Source organism: Pseudomonas sp. AM8 (assembly GCF_036346475.1).
In the GTDB taxonomy this organism is placed as follows: Bacteria; Pseudomonadota; Gammaproteobacteria; order Pseudomonadales; family Pseudomonadaceae; genus Aquipseudomonas; species Aquipseudomonas marginalis.
In genome coordinates this window covers 375724-392748 of the sequence record NZ_JAOTNX010000006.1, presented here as the reverse complement: position 1 = coordinate 392748, position 17025 = coordinate 375724, and the positions used below count along the sequence as shown (strand labels likewise).

Below are 17025 nucleotides of genomic sequence, written 5' to 3'. Positions count from 1 at the left end.
AACTGGCTTCGCGGCTGGTTTCGCAGCAGCGGTTTTAGCAACTGGCTTCGCGGCTGGCTTTGCAGCAGCAGTTTTGGTCGCTGGCTTCACGGCTGGCTTTGCAGCAGCAGTTTTGGTCGCTGGCTTCACGGCTGGTTTTGCAACAGCGGTTTTAGCCGCTGGCTTGGCTGGCGCTTTAGCCGGAGCACGGGCACCCAGCACTTTAGCTACGGCTTCCTTCACACGACCAACGCCCTGGGCCAGTTTCAGGCTTTCTTGAGCATCTTTTTTGAGTTGGGAAATGTAGGTGCGGGTTTCAGCTTGACGATCCTTGAGAGCATCCAGCAGGTCTTCGAGTTCTTTTACCGCGTCTTTGGCTTTGGCTTGTGCCTTGGCCTTGCCGGCAGTGGCGGCGTCTTGCAGTTTGGTGCGGGATTTGTGCAGCTTTTCTTGCGCTTTACCGCGTTGTTTTTCCAGCTTGGCGAGCAGTTTTTCTGCATCGGCCAACGCTTGGGAACATGCGCTTTCCAGATGTTCGAGCAAGCTGCCCGACAATTGTTGGAGTAAATGCAACGGGGTATTTACAGGCTTCTGTTTGGCCGACATGGTTTACCTCCTGGCTGACGTGGGTGCGGCTCATACTAGCCCTCTGCTCTTACCGCCGCTAGGGCATGTTGACAGTATCGTTTGCGTTGCGTTGCAACGTGCGAAAATTCTTATCGATATAACGAAAACACGCGGCACTTTTTACGCACTCGCACTGGCATAATCCGTCGCACTTTCGGCAGGAGAATGCCCATGTCGCGTTACCTTTTCCTTGTGCTGGGCCTGGCGATTTCCACGGCCAATGCGAGCGAGCAATCACCGTCAAAAACCACGCCCCAAGACCAGCACGACCTCGCCTACAGCCTGGGCGCCAGCCTCGGTGAGCGCCTGCGCCAGGAAGTCCCGGACCTGCAGATCCAGGCCTTGATCGACGGCCTCAAGCAAGCCTATCAAGGCAAGCCGCTGGCGTTGGATAACACGCGCATCGAACAGATTCTTGCCGAGCACGAAGCGCAGGCCGAAGCCGACGCCCAAGCGCCTAAAAGCGAAAAGGCGCTCGCCGCCGAGCAGCAGTTTTTAACCAAGGAAAAAGCCGTGAAAGGGGTGCGCGAGTTGGCCGATGGCATCCTGCTCACGGAACTGACACCCGGCACGGGTAACAAGCCTGGCGCGAATGATCAGGTCCAGGTGAACTACGTTGGACGATTGCCCGATGGCACGGTCTTCGATCAGAGCACACAACCCCAGTGGTTTCGCCTGGACAGTGTGATCAGCGGTTGGAGCAGCGCGTTGCAGCAGATGCCGGTCGGGGCCAAATGGCGCCTCGTGATCCCGTCGGCCCAAGCTTATGGAGGTGACGGTGCCGGCGAGCTGATCCCGCCGTATACGCCACTGGTATTCGAGATCGAATTACTCGGCACCCGTCATTGAGCCAATAAAAAACGGTGCGCCATGCGCACCGTTCTTATCTCGCCCGCAAAGGTCAGGCCTGGGGGACAGCTTCTTCCTTATGGGCGTTGTGGAGCACTTCGATCAGGCAATCTTCCAGTTCGAAACGCTCATGGAGCAGGCCACCCAACTCCTTAAATTTCTCAGCAACGCACTGGCCGGCATCACACAGGTCGGTGAACGCCAGCAGTTTCTCAGTGATGACATCGATACGCGGGTAAAGGGTCTCGGCCAGTTCCAGACCACGCTTATCATCGAAGGCTTCCGCCTCTTTGGTCAACTGCTCGTAGACACCGAAATGGCCAGCAGACACATAGTCCACCAACACTTCACAGAACTCCTGCAACGGCTTGCGATTCTCAGCCAGTGCCTCAGGCTTGGCGCCAAGAGCATCAAAGGCCCGAACCAGTTCGTGACGTGCCTTCAACCAGCTGTCGATCAGCTTGTGCACCCCACCCCAGCGTTCCTGAGCATTCTGACAACTTTCCAGCATGATGATCTCTCTTCCCTATAGGGGCGCTGCCGCCTGATGCCCGCGCAACACTTCAAGGATAAAACAGCAGCGGGACAAGGCCGCGTCTGACAAACGGTTTCAATAACGCGTGCGGGCCAGATTATGCCCCCATGACTATGGCTTCAAGGTACGCAGGAGAGAAAGTTCATACAAGTGTTTAATCCCGTCCTACAAACTGCGGCCTCCGATCAGCGGCCCGCTGAGCGCAACGGACGGCTCAAGAACAGTCGGGAAAATTGCATGACACCGAGGATCAACATGCCCAGGAAGAACAACAGGCTCCACTCGGGAAGGCTCAGGTCAAATAGCGTCCAGCTTATTTCCATACAATCGACCGTGCCTTCGACCGTCAATTGCAACGCCTGCCACAGCGACAGGTTCTCGAGCATGTGACTGAGACTGGGCCAGCAATCGGCGGCCTGATCCGCTGCGGCATTTTGCAGCAGCACCTGGCGTACGGCGGTGATGGCACCCAGCAACGCACAGACCATGCTCGTAAACCCGTACAAGTAAAAAGTGGAACGCCTGGGGTTGTGGATAGCGGCGACCAGATTGATCAGCGTGAAGGCAGCCAGAAAGGCCCGTTGCATCTGGCACAGGAAACAAGGGCGTAACGAGGCACCGAACTCAAGATAGAAGGACGCACCCAACGTCAGCGCACCCGCCATGAACGCAAGGAAAAACAAGGAGCGTGAAGGGGCCAAAGACATGCTTTATCCGCATCGCGAGAGATAGGTCGTTACGTTAGAGGAAAGGCCTGACCCCTTTCAATACGCGCCAGAGCAGACGATTCCGTGAGAACGTAGGGACATCCCGTCAGAGAATGGAAGACTTGAAGCGCATGAACGTAGGAGTTTGCTTCAAAGCCCCTCAGGGCCGGCATATGCGCAGCATTGAAGGGCTGGTCATCAGAAATATCTGAGCCAACCCTAGACTTCTTCCTGCATCAAACTCGGGCAGGAACTGGCAGCGGAGACGCCAGCAAGCGGTTATCCAATAAGCCCAGGCCTTCCTGGAACAACTGGTTGCTGCGCTCGGTGTCGCCCAACTGCGCCAACAGCCGCGCCAGTTCGGCACAGGCCTCGGGATTACGTTGCACCTGCAGGCTGCTTTCCAGGTAATCACGCGCCTTGCCCCACAGGCTGTTTTGCAGGCACAGACGACCCAATGTCAACAACAGGCTGGCATCGCCCGGGTGGTCCTTTAGCCAGCCCTCGGCAAACTTCAATTGCCGGGCAGGATCACTGCCGCGCAGCAGGCCGTAGAGACGAATCAGGTGGCTGTCGTAGCCGCGCTTGATGGCACCGCGCAACGCCTCCTCCGCCTTGGCATCGGCGCCCAATTGACGCAGTTGCTCGGCATAGGCCAGGACCAGTTGCGGCTCCTGGCGCTGGGCGGAAGTGAGCTGTTGCCAGGCCCGCTCAAGAGACTGCAGGCCGGCTTCGCCCTGCTCTTCGCGCTGGGCCGCCAGGCTCAGGTTCTCCCCCCAGGCACGCCGCTCCAATTCGGCCAATTCGCCGGCGGGCAGTACCTTATCCTTGCGCAGCTCCGGCAACAGGCGGATTACCGACGACCAGTCGCCACGCTGCTGGTGCAGACGCTGCAATTGGCGCAACACTTGGCCGTTGTGGGGATGACGCTCGTGCATGGCCTGCAAGGTGGTGAGCGCGCCGTCAGTATCGCCACGGTCCAATTGCAACTGCGCATGGCTCAAGGCAACCGCCAGCTCGGCCTGGGGCTGACGCTCCAGGGCGCGCTCGAGCAAACCGTCCGACTCTTCATAACGGCCCTGCTCATTCGCCGCCCGGGCCGCGCCCAGGTAGTACAGCAATGGCTGGCGCTCGGCTTCGGCGGCACGGTGCAGGTGACGTTCGGCACTGGCCCAACGGCCTTCGGCGAGGTCCATCTGGCCCTGTTCAATGGCGATCTGCACGCGGCGACTGCGGTTACGTCGTGACCACGGGTTGACCACGCCACCCGAGGTGGTGACCAGGCTCAGCAATACGCGGATCAAGTAGATAGCCAGGGCGAAGACAAACACCGCCACCACGGTAGCCCATAGGCTCGACTCGTAGTGCAGCACATGAGGATAGGTAATCAGCACGTAGCCGGTATGTTTCGAAATGCCCACGGCCAGTGCCAGGGCGATTGCAATCGCCAGCACCAGGATCACATAGAAACGCTTCATCGGCTCTACTCCTGCTTCGCCGACGTGGCCGCCGGCGTGGATGCCGCCTTGGCTTCGTCAGCAGACAGATGACGACGTTCGAGGTACGCCTGCACCGCAGCCAGGCTCGCCGCCAGGTCCGGGGTCACCACCGAGACAGCCTTGGGCTCAAGCTCGGCGATACGCGCCAGCATCGCCTTGCTCTGCGGGTTGTCCTGGTTGAAGTTGTCCTGCAACACGCTGCGAGCCTCACCCAGGGAGCGGCTGTACACCGCCGATTCACCATTGAGCGCCGCCCATTGTGCTTGCTCCAGGGCCAGGCTGAGGGCCAGGCGTACCTGGTTCAGGCCTTGACCGGCGAGCAGTGGACGAATGTTGTCGTCGGGGTTGAAGTCGATGCGGAAGTAACGGGAAATCTGCTCCCACCACTGGCTCCAACGGCTGTCCGTATCGGTGCTCGGACGCCCCTGGGATGCGGGCTCGGTCAGTTGATACTCAGGGGCAATGGCCGCCAGTTGCACGACCTGATCACGCAAGGCCGCCAATTGCAGATACAGCCCGGTGCGATCCGGCTGCTCAGTACTGCGCAACGCGGCAAGGCTCTTGGCCAGCTGCTCGCGGGCAGCGTAGGAGCCCGGATCGCTTTGCTCGCGAAGAATCTCGTCGGCGCCCTGGACGAGGGCCTGGGCGCTGTTGATGTCTTGCAAGGCAGACAAGCGCAAACTCGCCAGGCGAATCAGGTGCTCGGCCTCAGCCAGGCGCCAATCCTTGCGGCTGGCACCCAGCACGGTTTCCAGGCGCTGGCTCAAGCGCTGCTGGTCACCCTGCAACTGGGCCACCAGCCGACGGCGCTCCTCAAGCTCATCCGCACCCGGCAGTTGCGCCAGGCGTGCAGCCAGTTGTTGCTGGCTTTGCTTGAGGGCCTGGGATTGGTCATCCAGGGTCTGCACTTGACCCAGTTGGTGCTGGCTGCTGGCTTGCAGGGCACGAACCTGCCAGAGACCCCAACCGCCGGCGGCAACACCCGCAGCGCCAAGCAGCAGGGCGACAACTGCCAGGCCATTGCCGCGGCGCGGCGCGGTGACCGGTGACTCAACCGGCGCATCAAGTGCGGGTTGGGTTTCATCTTTAGGCAAGGCTGTTTCGCTCACGTATCCGTCCTTTGCGTATCAGAGAGTGGGAACGGCATGACTCCGTAACGCCACTAACAAAGCCGCGGCACTCGCGCCGCGACAATCCACAACTTTTTCTGCGCCAGCGGCCCGCGCCATCTCGGCGACTCGCGGGCTGGGCACGAACAACGGCAGCTGCGCCACCTGTGGCCAATCGGATCCGGCCAGGGCCTGCAGGTGCAAAAAACCCTGCCCACTGCTGACCACCAGGCCGTTCAAGCGTTCCAACTGGATGTGCCGGGTCAGTACACCGGTGTCGTAGGCCGGAAGGAAACGACGATACAACTCCAAGTAGTCGACACTAGCACCTTGCTCGCGCAAACGCTCAGCCAGCAGCTCCCGCCCCCCCTCGCCGCGCAGGATCAACACCCGCGCACCGGGCCGTGCGATAGCCTCGCGCAACGCAGGCAATTGAAGCAAGGCCTCGCTGTCGTCGCCGGTTTGGGGATAGTGAACGGGAAGGCCGTGATCAGCCAGGACCTGCGCGGTGGCCGCACCGACGCTGAACCACGGCAGTTGCGGCCAGGCTTGATCCAACTGCTGCACGGCAAGCCGCGCGGCCGGTTTGCTCACCACGATCACTGCACAGTAGCGGCCAAGATCACCGAAGACGGCCTGTTGTTCGGGGGTAACGGGTAACGGTTCGATGTCCAGCAAAGGCAAGCTGCTGCTGAAGATATCGGCTTCGGACAACGCCGCCGCCAGGGCCGCCGACTCCTCGGCAGGCCGTGTCAGCAGCACGCGCCAACCGGTCACTGCGGGCCGGCCTCGCCGTAGACTTTTTGCAGAATGGCGCCAGCGCCCTTGTCCAGCAGCTCTTCAGCCACCTGGACACCCAGGGCGATGGCGTCACGCTGCGGACCACGGATTTCAGCAGTCAGCAGAGTGCCCCCATCCGGATCCCCAACCAGGCCACGCAGCCACAGGTTTTCACCTTCGAGCACGGCGTAGCAGGCGATCGGCACCTGGCAGCCACCGTTGAGGTGCTTGTTCAGGGCGCGTTCGGCCGTGACACGCACTTCGGTCTCGTAGTGATCCAGGGGGTTGAGCAACGCGTGAATTTCACGGTCGGCAGTGCGGCATTCGATGCCCACGGCGCCTTGCCCGCCAGCAGGCAGGCTGTCTTCGACGCTGATGGCCGAGGTGATGCGGTCTTCGAAGCCCAAACGGATCAGGCCGGCGGCGGCGAGGATGATCGCGTCATACTCACCGGCATCGAGCTTGGCCAGGCGGGTGTTGACGTTGCCGCGCAGGAAGCGAATCTGCAGGTCCGGACGACGGGTCAACAGCTGTGCCTGGCGACGCAGGCTGGAGGTACCGACAATGCTGCCCAGGGGCAGGTCATCCAAAGACGCAAAGGTATTGGAAACGAAGGCGTCACGCGGGTCTTCACGCTCACAGATGCAAAACAGGCCCAGGCCTTCTGGGAAGTCCATGGGCACGTCTTTCATTGAGTGCACAGCGATGTCGGCTTCGTTTTCCAGCAGCGCGGTTTCCAGTTCCTTGACGAACAGGCCCTTGCCGCCGATCTTCGACAGCGGCGAGTCGAGCAGCTTGTCGCCGCGACTGACCATGGGCACCAGGGTCACCTTGAGGCCGGGATGGGCCTGCTCAAGGCGTGCTTTGACGTATTCGGCCTGCCACAAGGCCAGGGCGCTTTTACGGGTGGCGATGCGGATTTCGCGAGAGGACATGGATCAATCCGTACTGAATAGATACGGCAGATAATAACAGCTCAGGCAAATACGCTTTGATTTGAATCAGCAAGTGCGGGGCCTCCCTGGCCACGTCGCACCGGGATAATGAATGCAGGCTTGCCAAAACCCTCGGGCTAAAGCTGCTGCATCATCTTGCGCACGCCGGCGACATGGCGCCGGCTGACGATCAACGCATCCCCGTTAAGCCCTTTGAGGAATAACTGAAAGTGCCCGAGGGGCGTGCGCTGCAGGCGCTCGATTCGCTCACGGGCCACCAGCGCGTTCCGGTGGATTCGCACGAAGCGGTCACCGAATTCATCCTCAAGGGCCTTGAGCGGCTCATCGAGCAACACTTCGCCAGCCTCATGCCGCAGGGTCACGTACTTGTGATCGGCAATGAAGTAGACCACCTGGTCCAAGGGGATCAACTCGATGCCTTTGCGTGTGCGGGCGCTGATATGGCTGCGCGGCCCGTTGCCGCTTTGGGCGGCTGGCTGGGTCAGGGCAGCGAGTTGGGCGCGATTGGGACGTTCGGCTTTCTTCAGGGCCCTGAGCAAGGCCTCGGCAGTCACTGGCTTGACTACGAAGCTGACACCACTGGCTTCCAGTGTCTGCGCGGCAAACTCTTCTTGCGCGGCACACAACACCACGGCAGGTGGCGATTCGCGCTCACTCAGGCGGGCAGCAACTTGCAGGCCATCGAGGCCCGGCATGCGGATATCGAGCAACACCACGTCCGGCTTGAGGCTGTCGATCAACGTCAACGCCTCCTCGCCGCTGGTGGCACTCGGTTCAAGGACTGTATAACCCTCGAGTTCACTGACCAAACGGCTCAGTCGCTCGCGGGCTTGGGGTTCGTCATCAACGATCAGGACATTCATATAGCGCTGGATTCCTGCGTGAGTCTCGCACAAGGATAGCGTAGACAGGTGCGGTGACTTGCGTCACAGCGATCCACGCTAAGACTAGCGCGAGCGGCAAAAAGTGCCCTGACAGCGGCACCCATATTTACCCGGACCTGTTCAATAGCGCCCAAGACCTGCTGCCTTCGGGCATCGTCGTAGGGTTTGCTGATACACAATCCGAATACCCCCCTTTTAAATGGATAGTCAGGCTCTGACCGCATTACCCGACTTTGGTGCATTCACACACTATCAGTCCAACTGTAGACGCTCGCCGAGACGATATTGCTCAATCGTCAAATATCGTATCAATAAGCACCTGTCTCCAGTCTCGTCCCGGACGCGGTCGGCGGCAAGGCACTTAGCCATCCTTTGCACAAATAAAAATGCCGACGACCCGCGGCACCGCCTCCAAGGGCAACCCTGTTATTATCGCCGGCACACTTTCATGCCTCTTAATAAGCAGACCACGAGCGAACCCATGAGCACCGACAAGACCAACCAGTCCTGGGGCGGCCGCTTCAGTGAACCCGTCGACGCCTTCGTCGCCCGCTTCACCGCCTCCGTCACCTTTGACCAGCGCCTGTACCGCCACGACATCATGGGCTCCATAGCCCACGCGACAATGCTGGCCAAGGTCGGCGTGCTGACCGACGCCGAGCGCGACAGCATCATCGATGGCCTGACCACCATCCGTGGTGAGATCGAAGCCGGTACGTTCGACTGGCGTGTCGACCTGGAAGACGTGCACATGAACATCGAGGCCCGTCTCACCGACCGTATCGGTGTGACCGGCAAGAAACTGCACACCGGTCGTAGCCGTAACGACCAGGTGGCCACCGACATCCGCCTGTGGCTGCGCGATGAAATCGACCTGATCCTGGCCGAAATCACCCGCTTGCAGAAAGGCTTGCTGGAGCAGGCCGAGCGTGAGGCGGACACCATCATGCCTGGCTTCACCCACCTGCAAACCGCACAACCCGTGACCTTCGGCCACCACCTGCTGGCCTGGTTCGAGATGCTCAGCCGCGACTACGAGCGCCTGGTGGATTGCCGCAAGCGCGCCAACCGCATGCCGCTCGGCAGCGCAGCCCTGGCCGGCACCACCTACCCGATCGACCGTGAGTACACCGCACAACTGCTGGGTTTCGACGCCGTCGGCGGCAATTCCCTGGACGGCGTGTCCGACCGCGACTTCGCCATCGAATTCTGCGCCGCCGCCAGCATCGCGATGATGCACCTGTCGCGTTTCTCCGAAGAGCTGGTGCTGTGGACCAGTGCGCAATTCCAGTTCATCGACCTGCCGGATCGCTTCTGCACCGGCAGCTCGATCATGCCGCAAAAGAAAAACCCCGACGTGCCCGAACTGGTGCGTGGCAAGAGCGGCCGTGTATTCGGCGCACTGATGGGCCTGCTGACCCTGATGAAAGGCCAGCCTTTGGCCTACAACAAGGACAACCAGGAAGACAAGGAACCGCTGTTCGATGCCGCCGACACCCTGCGCGACTCGCTGCGCGCGTTTGCCGACATGATCCCGGCGATCAAGCCCAAGCACGCGATCATGCGTGAAGCGGCCCTGCGCGGTTTCTCCACGGCGACTGACCTGGCGGACTACCTGGTACGCCGTGGCCTGCCGTTCCGCGACTGTCACGAGATCGTTGGCCATGCGGTGAAATACGGCGTCGACACCGGCAAGGACCTGGCGGAAATGAGCCTGGAAGAGCTGCGCCAGTTCAGTGACCAGATCGAACAGGACGTGTTTGCCGTGTTGACCCTGGAAGGCTCGGTGAATGCCCGTAACCACGTGGGCGGTACCGCGCCGGCACAGGTGAAGGCTGCAGTCGCTCGCGGCCAGGCCCTGCTCGCCAGCCGCTGAAAAAGGTGGGAGGGGGCAACCCCCTCCCACATTTGATCATTTTTTGGCCGCAACCATCGCCATGAACGCCGGCATCGCGGCCTCCCTGTCCGCCGCCACCTTCTGCGCATTAGGCATGGCATGCAGTCGCTCCAGCAACGCTCTGGCCGCCGGCAATTCAGCCAACAGGTCCAGGCCAAACAGCTTCTCGCCCACCGCACAGGCGAGGTTCACGCTGTACATGAAATACAGATCCGCAATCGTAAAGCCCTCCCCCGCCACAAAAGGCGCGAACTTGCCGTGACGGCCTAAAGAGCCGATCCCCAGCAGCAACTCAGCCCTGGATTTCGCCTTGATCGCCTCCGGCACCGGCATACCGAAAAACGCCTCGGCAAAACACGCGCGGGCGGGCAATTCGATGTACAGCTCGATTTCCCTGCACAACGCCAGCACTTGGGCACGCTGGAACGGGTCGGCCGGCAACAGCGACGGGCCTTCCTGGGAGTGCTCGATGTATTCGAGGATCACACTGGTTTCGTTGATAAACCCCTGCTTCACGCCCAGCACCGGCACCTTGCCACGCGGGCTGACCGCCAGGGCTTCAGGGGTTTGCCCGGCATAAAAGGGCACCTCCTCAAAAGCCAGGCCTTTCTCCAGCAGTGCCAGTTTCACCATGTTGTAGTAGTTGCTGACCGAGAATCCGTAAAGCTTGAGCATCGCAAAGCCTCCAGGCCGTGTGCGGGGTTGGCTGCAGGAGTTATAGATCCCAGGGCCGGTCCTGACCAGCAGCATCACCTGCCTGAATGGGGGTAGACTGGCGCCCTTTCCTTGAGGAGCCTGCCATGAGCGAGCCGACCGATATCGACAGCGACGAAGAAGAGTTCACCGAAAACACCTTGATCGAAGCGATCGAAAACCAGATCGAAAGCGACAATCCGCCCGCAGCCAAGGCCACTTTCAATAAACTGACCCTGGTGGGCTATGAACGTGAAGAGATCCTGAATCTCATGGCTCATGTGTTGGCTTTCGAGATCGACGCGATGCTGGATGATGACCGCGCATTCAATACCGAATGGTATGAAACAGCGCTGCGGGCACTGCCTGAGCTGCCGCCCGAAAAGGAATAATCCCGGCACACCGCAACACGCTGGACAGTTCGGCAAAGTGCGTTCACCTTATGGCCTGCTAGCCTCTAATAAATTTTAGAAAGTCTGGAGTCCTTATGTCGTATACCCCTGAGTTGGTTGCCGAACTGGAAATCCTTGTACTCTTCCCCTTGGACAGCACCAAGGAAGGTCTGAAAGTCCATCAGACCGCCGCTCCCTCTGCCATCGCCGCTGCCAAGCGCCTCCATGCGAAAGGACTTATCGATCAACCGGACGGAGGCTACCTGACCAGCCTTGGCCGGGACGCTGCAGAGCAGGCCCAAACCCTGCTGACCATCCTGAGCACCGCCAACACCAAAGAAGCCGCCTGATCCGTATACCGCCCATGGAGTCCGGCTCTTGCGGACTCCGAGGGCACTGTTGTGCAACGGCCCGCTTTTTGACGTCAAAAACCATTTCCCTCTAAACCTCCTACGCGACTGGCTGTAAACTCCTACATGGCCGCCCGCGTCGGGCCCTGCGAGCCACCGAGTTCGACATGACCCGCACCCATGAAATCCGCCCTGACCTGGACGAAGGCATCGACCGCAAGGTGCTGGCCCAATTGCGTGCGCGCTTCATGGCCCTCAATGAAGGTCGCATGGCTCGTGCCGTCGAAGGGCTGACGCCGCGCCAGCAAAGCGTGCTGACCCTGCTGCCGCTGTTTTTTCACGTCAATCACCCACTGTTGCCGGGGTATGTATCGGGCAGTACGCCGGCCGGGCTGTCGAACTTCGAGCCCGACGCCCAGGCACTCACGGAAGCCCAGCGCCTGACCCGCTCGTTCTCTTATAAGCCGCGTCCAGTCAATCAACCCAAACCGATCCACGGTCTGTTCCTGATGGGCAGCCTCGGCACCCTCGCCCAGGCCGACCAGAGCGACATGGATGTGTGGGTGTGCCACGCACCCGACCTGGGCGAAAACGAGCTCGCGGAGCTGCGTAAAAAATGCCAACTGCTGGAAGCCTGGGCCCTGGGCATGGGCGCAGAAGCGCACTTCTTCCTGATTGAGCCGACGCGCTTTGTACTCGGCGAGCGCGACACCCAACTCAGCTCCGACGACTGCGGCACGACCCAGCATTACCTGTTGCTGGACGAGTTTTACCGCACAGCCATCTGGCTGGCCGGGCGTACGCCGATCTGGTGGCTGGTGCCGGTGTATGAAGAGACCCGCTATGCGGAATTCACCCACACACTGATCTCCAAGCGTTTTATCCGCGCCGATGAAACCCTCGACCTCGGCCACCTGGCGCGTATCCCTCCCGGTGAATTCATCGGTGCCGGGCTGTGGCAACTGTTCAAGGGCATCGAGTCGCCCTACAAGTCGGTGCTCAAGCTGCTATTGACCGAGGTCTACGCCAGCGAGCACCCGAACGTGCACTGCCTGAGCCTGCGCTTCAAGCGCGCGGTGTTCGCCAACCAGATGGACCTGGATGAGCTGGACCCGTACATCGTGGTGTACCGCCGTATCGAGGAATATCTCAAGGCACGCAACGAGCCGGAGCGCCTGGAGCTGGTGCGTCGCGCCCTGTACCTGAAGGTCAACCGCAAGCTCAGCGCCGGTCAGCGCAGCACCAGTTGGCAGCGGCTGTTGCTGGAGCGCCTGGCCCACGAGTGGGGCTGGGACCAACGCCAACTGGCGCTGCTGGACAGCCGCAGCCAGTGGAAAGTACGCCAGGTGGCCTCCGAGCGCCGTGCCCTGGTCAGCGAGCTGAACTACAGCTATCGCTTCCTGACCCAGTTCGCCCGGACCGAACAGACGGTCAGCCTGATCAACAAGCGCGACCTCAATGTGCTGGGACGGCGCCTGTATGCCGCCTTTGAACGCAAGGCCGGCAAGGTTGAATTCATCAACCCCGGCATCGCCCCGGACCTGGCCGAAGACACCCTGACCCTGGTGCAATCGCCCAACCGCAAGGAGCCCGGCCAGCACCACTGGGGCCTGTACAACGGTAATCTCACAGCCCTGGAATGGGAGCACTTCGCGCCGATCAAGCGCAGCCGCGACCTGTTGGAAATGCTCACCTGGTGCCACCGCAACGGCGTCATCGACAGCAGCACGCGCCTGGCGCTGCACCCCGGCACCAGCGACATGACCGAATTCGAGCTGTTCAACCTGCTGGGCAGCCTGCAGCAGGCTATCGCCCTGCCCCTGGCCAGCGTTGATGAAGCGCGCCTGCTGCGCTCGGCGGTGCCCGAGGAAGTGTTGCTGCTGATCAACGTCGGCGTCGACCCGCTCAAGCATCATCGCGACCTGAATATCCTGATGACCACCGAGCGCACCGACTCCCTGAGCTATGCCGGTGTGCGAGACAACCTGGTACTGACCCTCGATCAGGTCACGCTCAACAGCTGGAACGAGGTGATGGTCAGCCGCTACGACGGCCCCCATGCCCTGCTCGATTGCCTGCGCGACTACCTCAATCAACTGCCGTCGGATCATCTGCCTCGGCTGCGGGTGCGCTGCTTCTGTCACAACCGCGCGCAGTTCATTGCCCAGCGAGTGGAAGAAATCTTCGACACCGCACAGAACCTGCTGCTGGGTCAGGGCAATCACCGCTACTTGCTCCAGGTACAGCAGCACTATCACGTGATGGAGTTGATGCCCGGCCAGGCCACCCACGTATCACTGGCGACCCAGGATGCGCTGGTCGCCTACCTCAGCGAAGAATTGGCCAGCTACAGCCCGTTGCACCTGGATGCCATGGCCCTGGAAGACCACGACCTGGCGCTGTTGCTGCCCATGGGCATGGCCGATTGCGTGCAGGTGTTCTACCGGGTCAACGAAGGCTTCGCCGAGCTGTATGTGCTGGATGAATTCAACGCGCTCTGGCAGCAACGCTTGCCGTTTCATGATGAGCAGAGCCTGTTGGCGCCGTTGCAGCGCTTTTTGCAGTCGATCATCTATCGCCGGGAAGCACTGTCGCCCCTGGACACGCAACAACCGTTGGGTGAGGTGCAAATCTTGTACTACCAACTGCTGCCGTCAGGCAGCACGCGCGCGCGTGGGGTGGAGCCGCGGCCAGCCCCGCAGAACCCCGCGAACAAACCGTTTTATGACGTGCAGGCGATTATCGGCAAGGCGGCGCCGGGCCAGGTGGGCATAACCCTGTACTGCAATCAGCGGGAGTTTTCCGAGCTGGAGTTTGGCGACCAACTGTTTGCAGTGGTCGCCCAGGAAATCGTCGGGCAACGCCGGGAAACCGAGCGCTACCGCTGCTACATCACCGACCTCGACCTGTCGGGGCTGCTCGGTGATGTGCAAAGCCCAAGCAATTTGTACCTGCGCTACAAGGCCGAGCTGGAGCTCGCGCTGAATGAGGCGCTGAGCCAGGTCTAGAGAGGGAAGGCGCCGCCATCCTTAGGCTGACCATCAACACTGAGCAGCTCAAGCTTGAGGGTCTTGCCGCCCGGTGCCGGCCAATCGATGTGCTGCCCTACCTGCAGGCCAAGCAAGGCACTGCCCACCGGGGCCAGGACCGAAATCTTGCCTTCATCGGCATTCGCATCTTTCGGGTAGACCAGGGTCAGGTGGTAGTCCTTGCCGCTGCCTTGCTCACGGCAATGCACACTGGAGTTCATGGTCACGACCGTTGCAGGCACTTCATCGTGGCCAACCACTTCTTCGGCGCGGTCGAGTTCGGCTTGCAGTGCAATAACGCCCGGCTGCGTCTCGTCCATACGGTCGATCAATTGCTCAAGACGCTGCACATCAAGACGGGTGAGGATGATGGAAGGTGCGGTCATGATTCAGGCAGACTCCTTTTTTCTGCACAAAAAAGCAAAACCCCGCCAGGAAAAGGCGGGGTTCTCACGGGCCTCGATGAGTTGAGGCGTATCCGGACACTACCACAGCACCGTAAATAAACAAGACGGGCTCAAGGCGCGGCCTTGCGTTGCTCGGCCTGGGCCACGATCACTCGGCGCCGCTGATCATCGGCGGAGCGCCATTCACGGATGTCTTCCACATGGCGGAAGCAGCCGAGGCAGACTTTTTGCTCGTCCAGGCGACACAAACTGATACAAGGTGACGGCACCGCCGGGCTGACATTACTGAACAGCGGCTTGGGCGGGCGTACAGGCGCAGGCTGGGTCACGGTCAGATCTCGTCGAAATCCAGCTCGGCGCCGGTATATTCGTGGACCAGGCGCGCGAGCATCTCGCCCAGCAACTCTTCACTCTTGTCACACTGCCATTTGCCGCTTTCTTCGTCGTAGTCGAAGTGGACGCCACCGGAGCGCGCCGCCAGCCACAGCTGACGCAGCGGCTCCTGGCGGCTGAAGATCAGTTGCTGGCCACTCTCGAACTTGACGGTCAGCACACCGGCCGAGTTTTCCAGATCCACATCCAGGTCGCTGTCGTCGAAAATATCTTCCAGCTTCTCTTGGGTGGCATCCACCAGGTCGTGAAAACGGGCTTCGGTCAAACTCATTGTGGCAACCTCGAAAGTGTCTGGTTTTGCTCAAGCGCCGCACGATACGGGCGAGCCCCGCCGATTGCAAAGGATACCGATTTCAACACGATTGACGGTGTGAAATATCCTCAACCAGCGTAGTCCGCTTCCCGACCATCTCGGCAAACCCCCGCCGGACGGGTATTTCAGCGCATAGGCAAGCTGGCGGGTGGTCGGTATACTCGGGCGCAATTAATGCATATTCAAGGATTTCGCCATGAAGCGCCTGATCTCTTCCCTTGCTGCGCTCGTCGCGGTCGCTTGCCTCGTTAGTGCCTGTGGTCAAAAAGGCCCGCTGTACCTGCCCGATGACAGCAAAGACCCGAATGAACAGGCGCAATCGTCGCAAAAGCCCTCCAAAGCGCATAAGCACGACACCTACGAATAAGGGAGCTCCATGGACGCTTTTAACTACCGGGACGGCGAGCTGTTCGCGGAAGGCGTGGCGTTGTCCGCGATTGCCCAGCGCTTTGGTACCCCGACCTACGTGTACTCCCGTGCGCATATCGAAGCCCAATACCGCTCGTTCACCGACCCTCTCGATGGCGTACCGCACCTGGTGTGCTACGCCGTCAAGGCCAACTCCAACCTGGGTGTACTGAATGTCCTGGCGCGTCTGGGCGCCGGTTTCGACATCGTCTCCCGTGGCGAGCTGGAACGGGTCCTGGCCGCCGGCGGCCAGGCTGACAAGATCGTGTTCTCCGGCGTAGGCAAGAGCCGCGAAGACATGCGCCGGGCCCTGGAAGTCGGCGTACATTGCTTCAACGTAGAGTCCACCGACGAGCTGGAACGCCTGCAAGTCGTCGCCGCCGAGATGGGTGTTCGTGCGCCGATCTCACTGCGCGTCAACCCGGACGTCGATGCCGGCACCCACCCGTACATTTCCACCGGTCTCAAAGAGAACAAGTTCGGCATCGCCATTGCCGACGCCGAAGACGTGTACATCCGTGCCGCCCAGCTGCCGAACCTGGAAGTGCTGGGTGTCGACTGCCATATCGGCTCGCAACTGACCACACTGCCGCCGTTCCTGGATGCCCTCGACCGCCTGCTGGCATTGATCGACCGCCTGGGCGAATGCGGCATCTACCTGCACCACATCGACCTCGGTGGTGGCGTGGGCGTGCGTTATCGCGATGAAGAGCCACCGGCGATCGCCGACTATATCCAGGCCGTGCGCGAGCGCATCGAAGGCCGCGACCTGACGCTGATGTTCGAGCCGGGCCGCTATATCGTCGCCAACGCCGGCGTGCTGCTGACCCAGGTCGAGTACCTCAAGCACACCGAGCACAAGGACTTCGCCATCGTCGATGCGGCGATGAACGACCTGATCCGCCCGGCGCTGTACCAGGCCTGGATGAATGTCACCGCGGTGACGCCTCGCAACAGCGAAGCACGCGCCTATGACATCGTCGGCCCGATCTGCGAGACCGGCGACTTCCTGGCCAAGGATCGTCAACTGGCCCTGGAAGAAGGCGACCTGCTGGCCGTGCATTCGGCCGGTGCCTACGGGTTTGTCATGAGTTCCAACTACAACACCCGCGGACGTACCGCCGAGGTGTTGGTGGACGGTGATCAAGCGTTGGAAGTGCGTCGCCGCGAGACGGTAGCCGAGTTGTATGCTGGCGAAAGCCTGCTGCCGGAGTAAGC

The 17025-nt window shown here is 60.9% G+C and carries 19 protein-coding genes and 1 pseudogene; 7 read left to right on the top strand and 13 right to left on the bottom strand.

Annotated features, from left to right (window positions below; translation table 11 throughout):
- Positions 1-585, bottom strand: a 585-nt coding sequence (locus tag V3W40_RS17445; RefSeq protein WP_330215392.1) for an AlgP family protein, incomplete at its 3' end; no start/stop codon positions are given.
- A gap of 192 nt (positions 586-777) precedes the next feature.
- On the opposite strand from V3W40_RS17445, the gene V3W40_RS17440 reads away from it, so the two are divergent.
- Positions 778-1455, top strand: coding sequence for an FKBP-type peptidyl-prolyl cis-trans isomerase (locus tag V3W40_RS17440; RefSeq protein WP_323146123.1), 678 nt, complete (start codon positions 778-780; stop codon positions 1453-1455).
- Positions 1456-1507: 52 nt separating this feature from the next.
- Here the strand turns inward: V3W40_RS17440 and V3W40_RS17435 are convergent, their stop codons facing one another.
- From V3W40_RS17435 to V3W40_RS34745, 8 genes and pseudogenes are all read right to left on the bottom strand, one after another.
- The gene (locus V3W40_RS17435; protein ID WP_027608335.1) at positions 1508-1966 is read right to left on the bottom strand and encodes an Rsd/AlgQ family anti-sigma factor; all 459 of its coding nucleotides are present in this window, start codon (positions 1964-1966) and stop codon (positions 1508-1510) included.
- A 209-nt stretch (positions 1967-2175) separates the two neighbouring features.
- Positions 2176-2697, bottom strand: a complete 522-nt coding sequence (locus V3W40_RS17430; RefSeq protein ID WP_092488233.1) for a disulfide bond formation protein B — start codon at positions 2695-2697, stop codon at positions 2176-2178.
- A gap of 236 nt (positions 2698-2933) precedes the next feature.
- Complete coding sequence (locus V3W40_RS17425; RefSeq protein WP_065926674.1) at positions 2934-4175, bottom strand: heme biosynthesis protein HemY; 1242 nt, start codon at positions 4173-4175, stop codon at positions 2934-2936.
- Between the two features lie 5 nt (positions 4176-4180).
- Positions 4181-5305, bottom strand: coding sequence for a uroporphyrinogen-III C-methyltransferase (locus V3W40_RS17420; RefSeq protein ID WP_065948751.1), 1125 nt, complete (start codon positions 5303-5305; stop codon positions 4181-4183).
- Positions 5306-5323: 18 nt separating this feature from the next.
- On the bottom strand, positions 5324-6082 hold the full coding sequence (locus V3W40_RS17415; RefSeq protein WP_330215391.1) for a uroporphyrinogen-III synthase: 759 nt from the start codon (positions 6080-6082) through the stop codon (positions 5324-5326).
- Positions 6079-7020 carry a hydroxymethylbilane synthase gene (gene hemC / locus V3W40_RS17410; RefSeq protein ID WP_065926677.1) on the bottom strand — a complete coding sequence of 314 codons (942 nt, stop codon included), beginning with the start codon at positions 7018-7020 and terminating at the stop codon, positions 6079-6081. Before hemC ends, V3W40_RS17415 begins: the two co-directional genes overlap by 4 nt.
- A gap of 137 nt (positions 7021-7157) precedes the next feature.
- Positions 7158-7904, bottom strand: coding sequence for a LytR/AlgR family response regulator transcription factor (locus tag V3W40_RS17405; protein ID WP_065926678.1), 747 nt, complete (start codon positions 7902-7904; stop codon positions 7158-7160).
- A pseudogene (locus tag V3W40_RS34745) lies at positions 7901-8017 on the bottom strand (sensor histidine kinase); the annotation flags it as partial. The pseudogene V3W40_RS34745 and the gene V3W40_RS17405, both read right to left, overlap by 4 nt.
- A 389-nt stretch (positions 8018-8406) precedes the next feature.
- On the opposite strand from V3W40_RS34745, the gene argH reads away from it, so the two are divergent.
- The gene (gene argH / locus V3W40_RS17400; protein ID WP_065926679.1) at positions 8407-9801 is read left to right on the top strand and encodes an argininosuccinate lyase; all 1395 of its coding nucleotides are present in this window, start codon (positions 8407-8409) and stop codon (positions 9799-9801) included.
- A 36-nt stretch (positions 9802-9837) separates the two neighbouring features.
- On the opposite strand, the gene V3W40_RS17395 is transcribed toward argH, so the two are convergent.
- A complete protein-coding gene (locus V3W40_RS17395; protein WP_323146126.1) occupies positions 9838-10497 on the bottom strand; it encodes a glutathione S-transferase family protein in 660 nt (219 codons plus the stop codon).
- 125 nt (positions 10498-10622) lie between these two features.
- On the opposite strand from V3W40_RS17395, the gene V3W40_RS17390 reads away from it, so the two are divergent.
- The 3 genes from V3W40_RS17390 (at position 10623) to V3W40_RS17380 (ending at position 14265) form a co-directional block, all read left to right on the top strand.
- Entirely contained in the window at positions 10623-10907 is a 285-nt protein-coding gene (locus tag V3W40_RS17390) for a hypothetical protein (RefSeq protein ID WP_065926681.1), read from the top strand.
- Positions 10908-11002: 95 nt separating this feature from the next.
- The gene (locus V3W40_RS17385; RefSeq protein ID WP_027608325.1) at positions 11003-11257 is read left to right on the top strand and encodes a TIGR02647 family protein; all 255 of its coding nucleotides are present in this window, start codon (positions 11003-11005) and stop codon (positions 11255-11257) included.
- Between the two features lie 167 nt (positions 11258-11424).
- The gene (locus V3W40_RS17380; RefSeq protein ID WP_315872746.1) at positions 11425-14265 is read left to right on the top strand and encodes a class I adenylate cyclase; all 2841 of its coding nucleotides are present in this window, start codon (positions 11425-11427) and stop codon (positions 14263-14265) included.
- Here V3W40_RS17380 and rnk read toward each other — a convergent pair.
- The 3 genes from rnk to cyaY all read right to left on the bottom strand — a co-directional run bounded on the left by rnk (position 14262) and on the right by cyaY (position 15357).
- Positions 14262-14672: a nucleoside diphosphate kinase regulator gene (gene rnk, locus V3W40_RS17375; protein WP_053127715.1), complete on the bottom strand. Its 411-nt coding sequence runs from the start codon at positions 14670-14672 to the stop codon at positions 14262-14264. The genes V3W40_RS17380 and rnk overlap by 4 nt on opposite strands.
- Before the next feature lie 131 nt (positions 14673-14803).
- Positions 14804-15022 carry a DUF1289 domain-containing protein gene (locus V3W40_RS17370; protein WP_027608322.1) on the bottom strand — a complete coding sequence of 73 codons (219 nt, stop codon included), beginning with the start codon at positions 15020-15022 and terminating at the stop codon, positions 14804-14806.
- A 2-nt stretch (positions 15023-15024) separates the two neighbouring features.
- Complete coding sequence (gene cyaY, locus V3W40_RS17365) at positions 15025-15357, bottom strand: iron donor protein CyaY (RefSeq protein ID WP_065926683.1); 333 nt, start codon at positions 15355-15357, stop codon at positions 15025-15027.
- A 238-nt stretch (positions 15358-15595) separates the two neighbouring features.
- Between cyaY and lptM the strand changes: the two genes are divergently transcribed.
- Both lptM and lysA read left to right on the top strand, forming a co-directional pair.
- Positions 15596-15766 carry an LPS translocon maturation chaperone LptM gene (gene lptM, locus V3W40_RS17360; protein ID WP_010207449.1) on the top strand — a complete coding sequence of 57 codons (171 nt, stop codon included), beginning with the start codon at positions 15596-15598 and terminating at the stop codon, positions 15764-15766.
- Positions 15767-15775: 9 nt separating this feature from the next.
- Positions 15776-17023: a diaminopimelate decarboxylase gene (gene lysA, locus V3W40_RS17355; RefSeq protein WP_065926684.1), complete on the top strand. Its 1248-nt coding sequence runs from the start codon at positions 15776-15778 to the stop codon at positions 17021-17023.
- Positions 17024-17025 lie beyond the last annotated feature (2 nt).

Excerpts from the sequence above, each read along its gene's own strand:
- V3W40_RS17440 (WP_323146123.1), top strand. The coding sequence starts at position 778 with ATGTCGCGTTACCTTTTCCTTGTGCTGGGCCTGGCGATTTCCACGGCC.
- V3W40_RS17435 (WP_027608335.1), bottom strand. The coding sequence starts at position 1,966 with ATGCTGGAAAGTTGTCAGAATGCTCAGGAACGCTGGGGTGGGGTGCAC.
- V3W40_RS17430 (WP_092488233.1), bottom strand. The coding sequence starts at position 2,697 with ATGTCTTTGGCCCCTTCACGCTCCTTGTTTTTCCTTGCGTTCATGGCG.
- V3W40_RS17425 (WP_065926674.1), bottom strand. The coding sequence starts at position 4,175 with ATGAAGCGTTTCTATGTGATCCTGGTGCTGGCGATTGCAATCGCCCTG.
- hemC (WP_065926677.1), bottom strand. The coding sequence starts at position 7,020 with ATGTCCTCTCGCGAAATCCGCATCGCCACCCGTAAAAGCGCCCTGGCC.
- V3W40_RS17405 (WP_065926678.1), bottom strand. The coding sequence starts at position 7,904 with ATGAATGTCCTGATCGTTGATGACGAACCCCAAGCCCGCGAGCGACTG.
- argH (WP_065926679.1), top strand. The coding sequence starts at position 8,407 with ATGAGCACCGACAAGACCAACCAGTCCTGGGGCGGCCGCTTCAGTGAA.
- V3W40_RS17395 (WP_323146126.1), bottom strand. The coding sequence starts at position 10,497 with ATGCTCAAGCTTTACGGATTCTCGGTCAGCAACTACTACAACATGGTG.
- V3W40_RS17390 (WP_065926681.1), top strand. The coding sequence starts at position 10,623 with ATGAGCGAGCCGACCGATATCGACAGCGACGAAGAAGAGTTCACCGAA.
- V3W40_RS17385 (WP_027608325.1), top strand. The coding sequence starts at position 11,003 with ATGTCGTATACCCCTGAGTTGGTTGCCGAACTGGAAATCCTTGTACTC.
- V3W40_RS17380 (WP_315872746.1), top strand. The coding sequence starts at position 11,425 with ATGACCCGCACCCATGAAATCCGCCCTGACCTGGACGAAGGCATCGAC.
- rnk (WP_053127715.1), bottom strand. The coding sequence starts at position 14,672 with ATGACCGCACCTTCCATCATCCTCACCCGTCTTGATGTGCAGCGTCTT.
- cyaY (WP_065926683.1), bottom strand. The coding sequence starts at position 15,357 with ATGAGTTTGACCGAAGCCCGTTTTCACGACCTGGTGGATGCCACCCAA.
- lptM (WP_010207449.1), top strand. The coding sequence starts at position 15,596 with ATGAAGCGCCTGATCTCTTCCCTTGCTGCGCTCGTCGCGGTCGCTTGC.
- lysA (WP_065926684.1), top strand. The coding sequence starts at position 15,776 with ATGGACGCTTTTAACTACCGGGACGGCGAGCTGTTCGCGGAAGGCGTG.